Raw genomic sequence first — 13,026 nt, forward strand, 5'->3', positions numbered from 1 at the left:
TCATTTTAATGATCAGGAGATGAGCTCATGTACAAGGTGTTGATCGTGGATGACGAGATTCTTGATCTGGAGGGTATGCGCTCTTTTATTCCTTGGGCAGAACTGGGGCTGGAAGTGACAGGCGCGGTGAACAATGGGTTTGACGCCTTGGCACTGCTGGAACGCCAGCCGGTCGATATTTTAGTAACAGACGTACATATGCCTAGCATGACAGGCCTGGAGCTGGCCAGAAAGGCACGGGGGTTCGCGGGCCGACTTCGGGTTATTTTCGTGAGCGGTTACCAGGATTTTCACTATGTCAAAGAGGCGATTGCCCTGAATGCGTTCAGCTACGTGCTTAAGCCGATGGACGATAAGGAGCTGACCGATGCGCTGCGCACCGTCGTGCAGCAGCTTGATCAGGAGAAACGGCGGCAGCAGAACGAACGGGCTTACCGGGAAATCGCCAAAAACGACTATCTATTGAAGCTTCTCGAAGGCGCGGAAGCCGAAGAGGCTGCCGGGGTGCTGCAGGAAAGCTACGGGTTTGACCGTGTAGGATGGCCTGTGCGTGCGGCCGCCGTCGAGCTGGACGACCTCAGCTGGAAGCTCGACCCGATGCCGGAACACCGCCAGCAGGAATGGTTCAACCGATTTTACGATTCGCTGGTTCCGCTGCTCACCGAGGCCGGGATCCGGCATGTGTGCAAAACTTCGCGACGGCGGATTTTCGTGCTGATCGAGGACGGGGTGGATTTACAAGCGCTGTCGGCTCTGGCGGATCGGATTCAAGAGCTGCATCCCTTCTCCGTCACGGTTGGTGTAGGAGAAGAAGCGGTAAATCTGACCGGGCTGCGCCGTTCTTACGGTGAGGCTCTGGAGGCGCTGTCGTGCAAGCTGATTGCCGGCAAGGGCCGGGTCATCCGCCATGGGGAACTGAAATGGGACGATGCCCTTGAGCAGCCTTCCCAAACCGCTCTGCCGCTCGAGCCGCTGTATACCGCTGTAGTGAACTTCGATCTCGTCACGGTCAGCGACGAAATCGATCGGCTGTTTGCCGCTGCGGCCGGGATGAGGTCGAAGCTGAAAATCCAATATTTCGTCATGCACATCCTGCTTGGGCTCGAGCATCACCTCCGGGCGATCAACGAGAGCCTTGCGAACGCCCTTCAAGAGGAAACGGGAGGCAGTCCGGATGTGATGCTCCAGCTCGAGACGATCGACGATATCCGTTCCTGGCTGCGAAAACGGCTCTTTGCCGCCGCAGAGGTTATTCAGCGCCGTAAGCAGAAGAAAAGCTCGAAGCTCGTTGACGAAATGATCCGGTACGTAAAAGAGCAGCTGCACGAAAATGTGACGCTGAAGGAGGTCGCCGATCACCTGTGCTTTTCCCCAAACTATTTGGGAACGCTCTTCAAGGAAGTGATGGGCACGAATTTCAGCGAATACGTCATTCACCTGCGGATGGAGAAAGCAGGCGAACTCCTCAGGGATCCCAGAGTGAAGGTCTACGAAGTGGCCGACCGGGTCGGGTACCGGTATATGCCCTATTTCAGCCGGCAATTTAAAGAAGTGTTCGGCATGACGCCGGGCCAGTTCAGGAGAAACGTATAATGAGGCGCGCGGCAATGAGGCCGCCAGGCGGGAAGCTGTTCCTGCCTTTTGGCGTCAAACTGTTTATCTCCTATTTGGTGCTGATCATCGTGCCGATTTTTATGTTCGGTTATATCGCCAATACAATCCTCGTCAACTCCTACCGCGAGCAAATGAACACGAATTTGACCGGGACGCTGAAGCAGATCCGCGACAACATCGCCTATAAAATGGAGGACACGCAGCGGCTGTCGGACTTGCTGTACTTTGACGAAAGCCTGCCCTTGGAGCTGATGCGATACGAGGAGGGCTGGGTCAGCTACCAGACGACAAAAAAGCTCCTGATTCCAAAGTTCCGCCAGGTCACGGATTCGAGCAACCTGCGGATCTGGATGAGCATTTATTTAAAAAACGAAACGCTGCCCGAAATCTATAACGCCGACCCGCAGGGGACGGACCCATTGACCAGGGGGAATCATTGGGATTTGTACCACTTGAACCGGATTCAGAACAAACCGTGGTACGCTGACTTTCCTCCGGAGGAATACGGCAAAACCGTCGTATGGCGTCAGGTGGAAGACGACGGCATGTTTGGGCGGATCTCGCTGCTGCGGCGGCTGGTCGATACCCGCGATCCAATGAAGCTGGAGACGATCGGGTTTATCCGGATCAGCGTTTATTTGTCCGAAATTTTCCGGAGTGTCGATGCGGGCAAAATCGGCAGCGGCAGCATGCTGTCGGTCAGCGGGGAGGGCGGCCGGCGAATGTTCGCTTCCGGCGAAAGCGGTCTGCTGCTGGCTTCTGAACCCGGGAGCAAGGCGGAATTCGATCTAGGCCGCTATACGATGCTGGAGGAAACGCTGCCGGAGCTCGGCTGGAACTTGGCTGCCTACGTACCGAACAGCGTGATAGAGAAGGACACGCGCAAGGTGAATCTACTGACGCTAATTATCTGTCTGCTCAGCGTCGGTCTGATCTCGATCGTCGCCTACGGGGTGTCCCGCTTCTTTTCCAGGCGGGTGTCCAAGGTCGTATCGGTGCTGCAGCGGTTTCAGCAGGGCGATTTCCACAAGCGGATCCATTACCGGGGGAACGACGAGTTTACGATCATCGCCGGCTCGCTGAACAAGCTGGGAGAGCAGACGGAGCATTTGATCCAGGAAGTGTACGTCACGAATCTGAAGAAAAAGGAAGCGGAGCTGGAGACGCTGCAGGCCCAGATCAACCCGCACTTCCTGTACAATACGCTCTCATCGATCAGCCGGCTGGCCAAGTTCGGGCAAGTGGATAAGCAGCACCAGATGGTGATGAATCTGGCGAAGTTTTACCGGCTGTCGCTGAATGAAGGGCAGACCGTCATTTCGATTTATCACGAAATCGAGCAGGCGCAGGCATACATCGATATCCAGCAGGTCAAGTACGGTGAGCGGATGGAGGTTCATTTTGACATCGACCCGCAGATCGTCAAGTTTATGACGGTCAAGCTGATTCTTCAGCCGTTCATCGAGAACGCGTTGCAGCATGCCTGGCGCGGGGACCGGATTTATATCCGGGTTGTCGGGCGGATGGATGCCGGGACCGGCTCGATCGTCTTCCACATCATCGACGACGGCAGCGGGATGACGCGGGAGCGGGTGGAGGAGCTGTCCGGCTCAGGTTCAGGCTCGGGTGCGGGCACGGCCGGGGCAGGCACCTCGCAGCAGCGCAAAGGTTACGGCATCCGGAACGTAAACGACCGGATCAAGCTGTATTTCGGCAGCGATTACGGCGTCTCCCTGTACAGCCGGCCGGGGATCGGAACTTGCGTGACGATCCGGATTCCGGTGCAGCCGCGCAGCCGGGGGGAACAACGGCAGAACGGTCATGACCATATCGGGAGGACCGGATGAGCAGGAGAGAAACGGGAGATGCAGCTGGCCCAACATCATATGCGTCCGTAATCCGCCGAACAGGAAGTCGTAATAGACTGGTTACTTGATGCAGGCTCATGGCATTAAAAAGGGAGCGATCCGATCACGGATTCGCTCCCTTTTAGTGTTTTTCGTTTACGTTCTTTTCACGGCAACCCCATGCTGGTCACATGGCGGCAGGATGACCACGGGTTGAGAGTAGCAGAATACAGTTTGCATGGTGTCGCCCAGAGAATTACACCGGTGAAGGCGCCTGAGCCGGCGGCTGTGCCTTGATTCCGCTGTCCGGGGCAGGTGCGGCTGCACCCGAGCCCTGCTGAAGCTGATACATTTGATAGTATCTGCCGCCGAGCTTCATCAGCTCGTCATGGCTGCCCTTCTCGACAATCTCGCCGCGGTGCAGCACCAGAATCTGATCGGCGCTGCGGATGGTTGAGAGACGGTGCGCGATGATGAACGTCGTACGGCCCTTCTTCAACACCTCCAGCGCGGATTGGATCAGGCTCTCCGTCTCGGTATCGATGTTGGCCGTGGCCTCATCGAGGATGAGGATCGCCGGATCGAAGGCGAGCGCGCGCGCAAACGAGATCAGCTGGCGCTGCCCCGCCGAGAGCGTGCTGCCCTTCTCGACGACAGGCTCATCGAAGCCCTGCGGCAGATGCGCAAGGATCCGCTCGGCGCCGACGTCGCGCAGCGCCTTTTCAATTTGCTCGCGCGAAATTTTGGCGTCGCCCAGGCTGACGTTCGAGGCGATCGTACCTGTGAAGAGGTACGGATCCTGGAGGACGATGCCCATATGATGGCGCAGCCACTGCTTCGGCAGTGCGGTCACATCCTGGCCGTCGATGGTGATCGTCCCTTTTTGCGGATCATAGAACCGGAACAGCAGGTTGATGATCGAGCTTTTGCCGGAACCGGTATGGCCGACCAAAGCGACCGTCTGCCCCTGCTTCGCTTCAAAATTGATGTTTTTCAAGACGTAATGGTCATCCTTGTAGGCAAAGGAGACGTTCTTGAACTCGACGTTGCCTTTGTAACGCGGCATACTTCCGTCTGTCACGTCTTCGCCCGGCTCATCCATCAGCGTAAATACGCGGCCGGCCGAGACCATGGAAGAGTCCAGGGCGGCGAGCTGATTGACCATCCCGGTGATTGGCTGGAACAGGCGCCCCAGCACGTCGACGAAGGCGTACAGCACGCCGAGCGACACGGCGCTGCCCCCGGTCAGCGTGCCAAAGCCGAAGTACCAGAGGATCACGGCAAAGGAAAAGCTGCGCAGCACGTTGACCAGATTGTGTGTCGTTAATGCGTTCAAATTGAGCATTTTGTTCTGATGCTTCATATAGTCATCGTTCAAGGCTTCAAACTCTTCGGACGTCTGCTTTTGCCGGCGGAATACGCGGATAATGGACATCCCTTGAATGGACTCATTGATGATGGCGTTAATTTCGCTTAAGCGCGATCGGATGATCGTGTTGTACTTGGTCGCGAATTTCCGGTAGAGCACGATCCATACGATCAGCAGCGGGACGACGAACAAGCAGACGAGGCCGAGCCGGACGTCCAGCAGGAACAAGGCGATATACACCCCGGTAATGTAGATGATCCCCGAGCTGAAGTTCGACAGCACCGCCACAAACAGGTCCTTGACCGCTTCGGTGTCATTGGTGATGCGGGAGACGACCTTGCCGGCCGGCAGTGTATCGAAGAAATACACCGGAAGCCGCTGCATGTGCGCATAGACGTCGGTCCGCAGCTTCTGGATGACTTTGTTGGCGGAAGACTGCAGCCAGTACGTTTTGCCGAATTCCGTAAAGATGCTGATCACCAGGAAAATGCAGTACAGTCCGACGAGCTTCAAAATACCCGGAATTTCCAGCTTGTAGAAGGAATACAGCTCACTCGCGGACAGCTTGGCGGCCGGATAGGTTTCCACAGCGCCGCCGCGGCTGATCGTCAGCTGTCCGTTCTCGAATTTGCGCTCTCCGTCCGGATTGGCTACGGGCTGGTTGACAAAATAAAAGTCCCGTCCGGTTTGCAGCAGCCGGACTTCCTGGCCTTTGGCCTCTCCTTCCCCGAACCGGTCGCCGCGCTTGTAATAATGGCCGTTGTAGGATACGGCGTTTTCAGATGATGTCGTTTCAAAATATGGCTTTTCAATACCCAGCATATGATCGTCGATCATCGTCTTGGCGATGAACGGGCCGGCAAGCTCGGCGCCGACGCCGATCGCAAGAGCGATGATGGCCGCGATAAAGATGCCTTTGGCGCATAGGGCGTACTGGAACAGCCGCTTGCCTACGCTAGCTTTGGAATTCATAGGTTTACACCTCATTTTTAAGTGGACAAATTGTTTTCGACCTGCTGCCGTTCAAACTGCTCGCGGTACCAGCCGCCTTTGGAGAGCAGCTGCGCGTGGGTTCCTTGTTCGACGATGGCTCCTTCATCCAGCACCACGATCCAGTCCGCATGTTCGATGGCGGACAGGCGGTGCGTGGAGATCAGCGTCGTTTTGCCGGAGCGCTGCTTGCGGATATTTTCGATGATCCGCGCCTCGGTCCGGGCGTCGACCGCGGAGAGGGCGTCATCGAGAATCAGGATCTCCGGATCGGAGATGAACGCTCTGGCCAGCGATACGCGCTGCTTCTGGCCGCCGGAAAGGGATACGCCTTTCTCGCCGACGAGGGTGTCAAGTCCGGCTGCAAGCGTGTGCAGGTCGTTGTCAAACGCAGCTGTCGCGATTGCTTCCATAATGATGTCGTCTTCGGCCTGGAATTTGCCGAACTGGATATTTTGCCGGACCGATTTAGAGAACAGAATTTGTTCCTGCGGAACATAGCCGATCCAGCTGTGAAGCTGGTTTTGGGTAATGCGCTCGATCGGAACCTCCGAGATCAGAATATCGCCTGTTCCCGTCGGATACTCGTGCAGCAGCTGCTTCAAGAGCGTCGACTTACCGCTGCCGGTGCGTCCCACGACGCCGAGCGTCTGGCCCTTATGCAAGGTCAGGTTAATGTGCTTCAGATTGTCGACCGATGAGGTCGGATACCGGAACGTGACATCCCGCAGCTCAATCGTGTCGGGACGCTCTACCTGAACCGGATCGGGCGCATCCTGAACGTCCGGCACGACCGATAACGTCTCATTGACCCGGTCGAGGGAGGCGCTGCCCCGCTGCATGACATTGATCAGCTCACCGATCGCAAACATCGGCCAGATCATCATCCCAAGGTACATATTGAACGATACGAGATCCCCCAAGGTAATTTGATTTTTAAAAACGAGATAAATGCCGAAAGCCAGGCCGATCACGTAGCTTGCGCCTACGCATAAGCGGATGGTCGGCTCGAACAGGGCATCCAGCTTGGCGACCCGCATATTTTTGCGGTACACATCGTCCGTAATTTCCTTGAATCGGCGCTGGTCCTCACGCTCCTGAACGTACGCCCGGATGACACGCACTCCGGCGACCGACTCCAGAACCTGGTCATTCATATCGCCGAACGCGTCCTGAGCGGCCGTATACCGCTCGTGGATGACCTTGCCGTAAATTTTCATGGCCAAGGCGATAAACGGCAGCGGCAGGATGGCGGCGAGCGTCAGCTTCCAGCTGATGAGAAAGCCCATCGCCAGCAGCACGACGCTAAGGTACACCGTCGAGTCTGTCATCACAAGCATGCCGAAGCCCGCCGTGTTGGCGACGGAACGAAGGTCGTTGGTGGCTCTGGCCATCAAATCACCCGTCCGGTTCCGTTCGAAGAACGGAGGGACCATGCGCAGCAGCTGGTTCATGTAGCGGGAACGCAGGATGCGCTCCACGAGGTTAGCGCCGCCGAACAGCTTGTGCATCCATATGTAGGTGATGATGTAAATCACGGTGAGCGTACCGAGAATCAGCACAATATACCGTGTCAGCGAAGTCCAGGTAATCGAGCCGCGGACGATTTCGTCGATGGCGTTTCCGAGAAAACGCGGGGGAAACAGCTCGCCGATTCCGCAGAGGATCAGCATGATCAAACCGATCAGGTAACGCTTCTTTTCCTGGCGGAAAAACCAGCCCAGGTTTTTAAGTACGGAAAACAAAACTTTCACTTCCTCTCATGTCTAAAATGCCGGCAGTTCTTGCTTGCGGAGTTCATGGAAAATTAAAAAAGGCATACCATCCGTAAACGGACGATATGCCTTGCAATCCTACATTTATCATGCGTACGGTTGAGTGTGAGCAGCCGTACCGCGGAAGGTTAATATTCAATGGCTCCAAGAGGCACGACTTCATCGCGCTCCTTAAGAAGGCCTCACCAGCAGGGCTGCTCCAGTATTCAATTGATAAAGATCTTGATGATGGTTGCGTGGATGAAAATTTATCATATTGAACACAGAACTCACCCTTTCTTGTTGATGTTGGTCTTGAGCCCGAACAGGGAGCACTTGCGTATCAAGGACACGACCTTGCCGGGTTCATTTGGGAATAAATTGAAAACGGATCTCGTATGCAGAAAATTTTATCATCGCGTCAAGAGAGCTGTCAATTTATATTTTCAGGAATCAGCAAAAAAATGTTATGATGTACTTATGAACATACAGATTAGAGAGAGGGAGTGAAACCAGATGGAACTGCGGATCAGCCCAGACGCTGCACGCTGGTACAAACGAGAATTGAATTTGGCAGAGGGCGCGGCGCTTCGCTTTTTTCCCCGCTACAGCTCGGGCGGCGGACTGCATCCCGGATTTTCGCTCGGCATTTCCGTGGAGAACCCGGAGCATCCGGTGCTGAAGGAAGAGCTTGAGGGCGTCGCCTTTTTTATAGAGGAACAGGACACCTGGTATCTGCAAGGATACGATCTGGTCGTCAATTATTTGGCAGCTTACGATGACATTGAATATGTATATGAAGCGGAGCGGGAACATAACACTTCCGCCACTTCATAATGATGCTGAACCGGCCGCATCCGCTAAACCAAGCGAATGCGGCTTTTTCTATTTGAAGGCTGCAAGGCATGGGGCCATTTACGTCACTTCTTGGTGAAGCCGGAGGGAAGGCGATCATGCGGTATTCATAGCGGCCCACTTCCATCCGGCCTGCGGCGACACGCTCGCCGCTCAGCTTGTCAAATCCTTCGCGAGGCAGCGTCACGCTCCCGCCTTCTCCGTTCATGTTGACGATGACCCATAACTCCTCCGTCTCCGATTCGCGCGGCGCCACGATCGTGCCGGTCGTCACTTCCGCCATCCGCGTTACGTTGGTTTCTTTCCCGTAATGGATCAGCATCCGCTCCAGCATCTCGCTGCCTTCGTCTCCTGCAGGCAGCGTGCCAAGCAGCACGATTCTGCCTTGCCCCCGCTTCATTTCCGTCAGGAAGGACAAGCCCGGCGATGGACCGCCGATGAGCGTACCGACGCTTTTCGCCTCCGCCGGCGCATATACGGAGCTCCACATAGAAGGGGGCCTGAGTGAAGGCAATCGGATATTTTTGAAGCGCGAATATGGCGGTATAACACTCTTTTGCCGGCTTTGCACTTTTTTAAAACATGCCGTAAACCCGCGCTCCGGGAGTCTTCAAAAATGTCTCATTGCCGGAAAAGAAAGTGCCGACTCATAATTAGGCCACAACGCTCGCGAGGCGATGAACACTTATGGAGGTGGAAAGCGATGGAGCAGGCGACGGCTCAAGGGAATCTTCCGCAAGCGTCCAAGCCGGCGGTTTACCGCACGAGCATCGCGGCCAGGCTGCGCAGGGACAAATGGTTATACCTGTTAATGCTCCCCGGCTTGCTTTATTTTTTGATTTTCAAATATGTGCCCATGTGGGGCGTGCTGCTGGCCTTTCAAAACTATCAGCCATTCACCGGGTTCTGGAAAAGCGAATGGGTGGGCTTCGAGCATTTCCGCCTTTTCTTTGAAAACCCCGAGTTTTTTATGCTGCTGCGCAATACACTGCTGCTGTCGTTTTACAATCTGGTTTTCTTCTTCCCGGCTCCGATCATATTGGCGCTCCTGCTGAACGAAGTCAGGCTTGCGTTCTTCAAGCGGACCATTCAAACGATGATCTACGTTCCGCATTTTATTTCGATGGTTATCGTGGCGAGCTTGACTTACGTGTTTCTGACGACGGAGGGCGGCACCGTCAATGAGCTGCTCTTCCAATATACGGGCAACAAAATCCAGTTTCTGTCCGATCCGTCATGGTTCAGGCCGATGATCATCCTGCAAACGATCTGGAAGGAATGCGGCTGGGGAACGATTATTTTCCTGGCGGCGCTGGCGGCCGTCGACGTGGAGCAGTATGAGGCCGCGACGATCGACGGAGCGAACCGCTGGCGGCAAATTTGGCATGTGACGCTGCCGGCGATCCGCAGCACGATCGTGATCCTGCTGATCCTGCGGATGGGCAGCGTGCTGGATAACGGCTTTGAGCAAATCTATTTGATGCTGAATCCGCTCAACCGCACGGTGGGCGAAGTGTTCGACACTTACGTGTACGCGATGGGCATTACGCAGGGCGCGTTCAGCTACAGTACGGCCGTCGGACTGTTCAAATCGATCGTCGGCGTCACGCTCGTACTCGGCACAAACTGGCTGGCAAAAAAATTCGGCGAGTCCGGACTGTACTAACCATTCAGAAAGGGGAAATCCATCCATGGCCAAGCAATACAGGACCGCGGCCGGCGTCACGTTCGACGTGGCTAACTATATCGTCCTGACGCTGTTCGGGCTGGCCGCCGTGCTTCCTTTCGTTTATGTGATCGCGGGTTCCTTCGCCTCGGATGCGGAGCTGACGCAGAGGGCGGTGTTTTTTATCCCGAAAACCTTCACCTTAGCAGCGTATGAGTTTATTTTTTCGACGGGCACGATCGTCAAGAGCATCGGCGTTTCCATTTACGTTACCGTCATCGGTACGCTCGTCAATCTGTTTTTTACGGTCACGATGGCCTATTCCTTGGCCAAGAGAGGACTTTACGGCCGCAATCTGGTGCTGAATCTTGTCATCTTCTCCATGCTGTTCGGCGGAGGGATGATTCCGACGTACCTGGTCGTCAAGGAGCTGCACCTGCTCGATTCGCTGTGGGCGCTCATGCTGCCTGGTGCAATCAGCGCGTTTAACCTGATCATCGTCAAAAACTTTTTTCAGGAAATTCCGAAGGAAATTGAGGAAGCGGGCCGCATCGACGGCTGCTCCGAGCTGGGCCTGTTATGGCGGATCGTACTGCCGCTTTCGATGCCCGTTCTCGCCACCTTCACCCTGTTTTACGCCGTGGGGCATTGGAACGATTTCTTTGCAGCGCTGCTGTATATTAACGATCCGGAAAAATGGCCGCTGCAGGTCATGCTGCGCCAGATCGTTCTGCTGTCACAGGCGGCTGCGGGCGATTTGAACTCGATGGACCCGAATTTTGTGAAACCGCCGGACCAATCGATCAAAATGGCCGTCATCGTTGTTGGCACGATTCCGATTCTGTGCGTGTATCCGTTCCTGCAAAAGCACTTCGCCAAAGGGGTTCTGCTGGGCTCGGTCAAAGGTTAAAGGTAAAAGTCAGGCTGTCCACCGTGTGATCCCGCCGAAATGCTCCGGAATTTATACACATCAGCACTGATTTTTCGCTTGGAGCCCGGGCGGTTTTGCAATATGATCTAACGTTAAAGGGAGGCTATTTTCGTGAAGAAAAAGAAAAAGCAAGCGAAACGCATGTCCACATTTCTCATTTTAAGCACGGTTTGCGCCGCAGCGCTCGCAGGCTGCTCATCCGGCAGCGGCACCAGCAGCGAGGGCGCCTCGGGCGGCTCGTCCGCAGCTCCTTCTGCAAACGCTTCCGCGGAGGCGGAGAAGCCGCTTAAGCTGAACATTATGCTCCCGATTTTTAAAACGAATTATCCGAAGGATGACAGCCCCGTCGCCGCAGAGCTCGAGAAGCTGACGAACACGGACATCCATTTCGAATGGGTTCCGAACGCTTCATACGGCGATAAATTCAACATTACGCTTGCTTCCGGAAATCTGCCGAAAATCATTTACGTGCCCGATTCGAAAGGTCCGAGCTTCGTGAGCGCCGTGAAATCAGGGGCTTTTTGGGACCTGACCGACAAGCTGAAAAATTATCCGAACCTCAGTCAGGCCAATGAAGTCATTCTGAATAACTCCTCGATTAACGGCAAAACGTACGGTATTTACCGCGGGCGTGAGCTTGGCCGCAACGGCGTATATTACCGCCAGGATTGGCTGGAGAAGGTGGGCCTGCAGCAGCCGAAAACGATTGACGATTTCTATAACATGCTGAAGGCGTTTAAGGAGAAAGATCCGGACGGCAACGGCAAGGACGACACGTACGGTCTGGTGATGGTCAAATGGACGGCAGGCTGGGGAGCCGGTTTCGACCAGATCAAGCTGTGGTTCGGCGCGCCAAACGTGTGGGGCGAAAAGGACGGCAAGCTGGTGCCGGAATTCGAATACGACGAATATTTCGAAGCGCTCAAGTTTATGAAGAAGCTGTACGACGAGAAGCTCGTCAATCAGGATTTCGCCGTGATGGATTCGGCCAAGTGGACGGATCCGCTGGTGAATGGCCAAGCCGGCGCCATTATCGACGTCGTGGACGGAGCGGCCCGCGCCGACGACAAGATTCATGCCACGCTTAAAGACGCGGGCAAAGAGGATTCCAGGGAGCAGTACGTGGATGTGTTCGGGGCCGTCACCGGTCCGGACGGACAAATTCATACGCTGCCGACTTCCGGTTTTGCCGGCCTGCTGGCCATCCCGAAATCGAGCGTTAAGAGCGAAGAAGAGGTCGACCGCATCCTGAAGTTTCTCGACCAGCTGAACGAACCGGACCTGCAGACGCTGACCAGCTTCGGGCTTGAAGGCAAACATTACAAGAAGATCGACGACAAGACGCTGGAGAGAAGCTCGGACTCGGTGCTGCTCGAGTCGGAAGTCGAAGGGCTGAATCAGATGGTGCCGTACATTCCGGAAGGCAAAGGGCTCCAGGTGGCCCAAACGCCGCTTCGCTTAAAGCAGACGGAGGTTCAATTGAAAAACCGGGACACGATCGTCGCCAATCCGGCGGAGCCGTTCATTTCCGAAGTGTACGCGCAAAAAGGGCAGCAGCTTGGCAACATCATTAACGATGCCCGGATCAAATTTATCGTCGGCCAGATCGACGAGAAGGGCTGGCGCGATGCGATCGAGCTGTGGAAAAAATCGGGCGGCGACGATTATGTGAAGGAAATCAACGAGCTGTACGCCGCCTCGAAGTCCTGACCGGCCCCAGCGTAAGAGACCAGTGCGGCTGTCCTAAGAGACGGCCGCCTGGGATACATAGGTCGAGCAGTGGTCGGCGGAGGCTGATTTCACAGCAACAAGCAGAAAGCCCCACGTCGTGGGGTTATTTCCGTATCCCCGGTTATTTGAACGAATTTCTCGGATTTCATGCTGGACATACCCGTGGTGCAGAGGGTACTGTTTTCTAAAGGGTTTTTATGTATGGTTAATTGTATACGCTTACATATTTGAAGGGCATAAGGCTCGCCATAAAGGCGGGGACAACAAAT

Annotated in this window: 9 protein-coding genes; 6 read left to right on the forward strand and 3 right to left on the reverse strand. The window is 55.2% G+C overall.

Annotation, left to right across the window (positions count from 1 at the left end; translation table 11 throughout):
- Positions 1-27 precede the first annotated feature (27 nt).
- Together BCV73_RS07195 and BCV73_RS07200 are read left to right on the forward strand one after the other, a co-directional pair.
- A complete protein-coding gene (locus BCV73_RS07195; RefSeq protein ID WP_089546591.1) occupies positions 28-1,593 on the forward strand; it encodes a response regulator in 1,566 nt (521 codons plus the stop codon).
- Positions 1,593-3,461, forward strand: a complete 1,869-nt coding sequence (locus BCV73_RS07200) for a sensor histidine kinase (protein WP_256992763.1) — start codon at positions 1,593-1,595, stop codon at positions 3,459-3,461. Before BCV73_RS07195 ends, BCV73_RS07200 begins: the two co-directional genes overlap by 1 nt.
- A gap of 256 nt (positions 3,462-3,717) precedes the next feature.
- Here BCV73_RS07200 and BCV73_RS07205 read toward each other — a convergent pair whose 3' ends face one another.
- Positions 3,718-5,802 (reverse strand): ABC transporter ATP-binding protein, encoded by a 2,085-nt coding sequence (locus tag BCV73_RS07205; protein WP_179231918.1) that lies wholly within the window; start codon positions 5,800-5,802, stop codon positions 3,718-3,720.
- Positions 5,803-5,819: 17 nt separating this feature from the next.
- Positions 5,820-7,565 carry an ABC transporter ATP-binding protein gene (locus BCV73_RS07210; RefSeq protein WP_089546593.1) on the reverse strand — a complete coding sequence of 582 codons (1,746 nt, stop codon included), beginning with the start codon at positions 7,563-7,565 and terminating at the stop codon, positions 5,820-5,822.
- Between the two features lie 525 nt (positions 7,566-8,090).
- Between BCV73_RS07210 and BCV73_RS07220 the strand changes: the two genes are divergently transcribed.
- Positions 8,091-8,411: a HesB/YadR/YfhF family protein gene (locus tag BCV73_RS07220; protein ID WP_089546594.1), complete on the forward strand. Its 321-nt coding sequence runs from the start codon at positions 8,091-8,093 to the stop codon at positions 8,409-8,411.
- Here the strand turns inward: BCV73_RS07220 and BCV73_RS07225 are convergent.
- Positions 8,332-8,919: a Beta-galactosidase C-terminal domain gene (locus BCV73_RS07225; RefSeq protein WP_089546595.1), complete on the reverse strand. Its 588-nt coding sequence runs from the start codon at positions 8,917-8,919 to the stop codon at positions 8,332-8,334. The two genes, BCV73_RS07220 and BCV73_RS07225, sit on opposite strands and share 80 nt — an antisense overlap.
- A 213-nt stretch (positions 8,920-9,132) precedes the next feature.
- On the opposite strand from BCV73_RS07225, the gene BCV73_RS07230 reads away from it, so the two are divergent.
- The 3 genes from BCV73_RS07230 to BCV73_RS07240 all read left to right on the forward strand — a co-directional run bounded on the left by BCV73_RS07230 (position 9,133) and on the right by BCV73_RS07240 (position 12,736).
- Positions 9,133-10,095: an ABC transporter permease gene (locus BCV73_RS07230; protein ID WP_076167903.1), complete on the forward strand. Its 963-nt coding sequence runs from the start codon at positions 9,133-9,135 to the stop codon at positions 10,093-10,095.
- Between the two features lie 25 nt (positions 10,096-10,120).
- Positions 10,121-11,005, forward strand: coding sequence for a carbohydrate ABC transporter permease (locus BCV73_RS07235; RefSeq protein ID WP_076167901.1), 885 nt, complete (start codon positions 10,121-10,123; stop codon positions 11,003-11,005).
- 132 nt (positions 11,006-11,137) lie between these two features.
- The gene (locus BCV73_RS07240) at positions 11,138-12,736 is read left to right on the forward strand and encodes an extracellular solute-binding protein (RefSeq protein WP_256992764.1); all 1,599 of its coding nucleotides are present in this window, start codon (positions 11,138-11,140) and stop codon (positions 12,734-12,736) included.
- Positions 12,737-13,026: the final 290 nt, after the last annotated feature.

Source organism: Paenibacillus sp. SSG-1 (genome assembly GCF_002224835.1).
Taxonomy (GTDB): Bacteria; Bacillota; Bacilli; order Paenibacillales; family Paenibacillaceae; genus Paenibacillus_AQ; species Paenibacillus_AQ favisporus.

Excerpts from the sequence above, each read along its gene's own strand:
- BCV73_RS07195 (WP_089546591.1), top strand. The coding sequence starts at position 28 with ATGTACAAGGTGTTGATCGTGGATGACGAGATTCTTGATCTGGAGGGT.
- BCV73_RS07200 (WP_256992763.1), top strand. The coding sequence starts at position 1,593 with ATGAGGCGCGCGGCAATGAGGCCGCCAGGCGGGAAGCTGTTCCTGCCT.
- BCV73_RS07205 (WP_179231918.1), bottom strand. The coding sequence starts at position 5,802 with ATGAATTCCAAAGCTAGCGTAGGCAAGCGGCTGTTCCAGTACGCCCTA.
- BCV73_RS07220 (WP_089546594.1), top strand. The coding sequence starts at position 8,091 with ATGGAACTGCGGATCAGCCCAGACGCTGCACGCTGGTACAAACGAGAA.
- BCV73_RS07225 (WP_089546595.1), bottom strand. The coding sequence starts at position 8,919 with ATGTGGAGCTCCGTATATGCGCCGGCGGAGGCGAAAAGCGTCGGTACG.
- BCV73_RS07230 (WP_076167903.1), top strand. The coding sequence starts at position 9,133 with ATGGAGCAGGCGACGGCTCAAGGGAATCTTCCGCAAGCGTCCAAGCCG.
- BCV73_RS07235 (WP_076167901.1), top strand. The coding sequence starts at position 10,121 with ATGGCCAAGCAATACAGGACCGCGGCCGGCGTCACGTTCGACGTGGCT.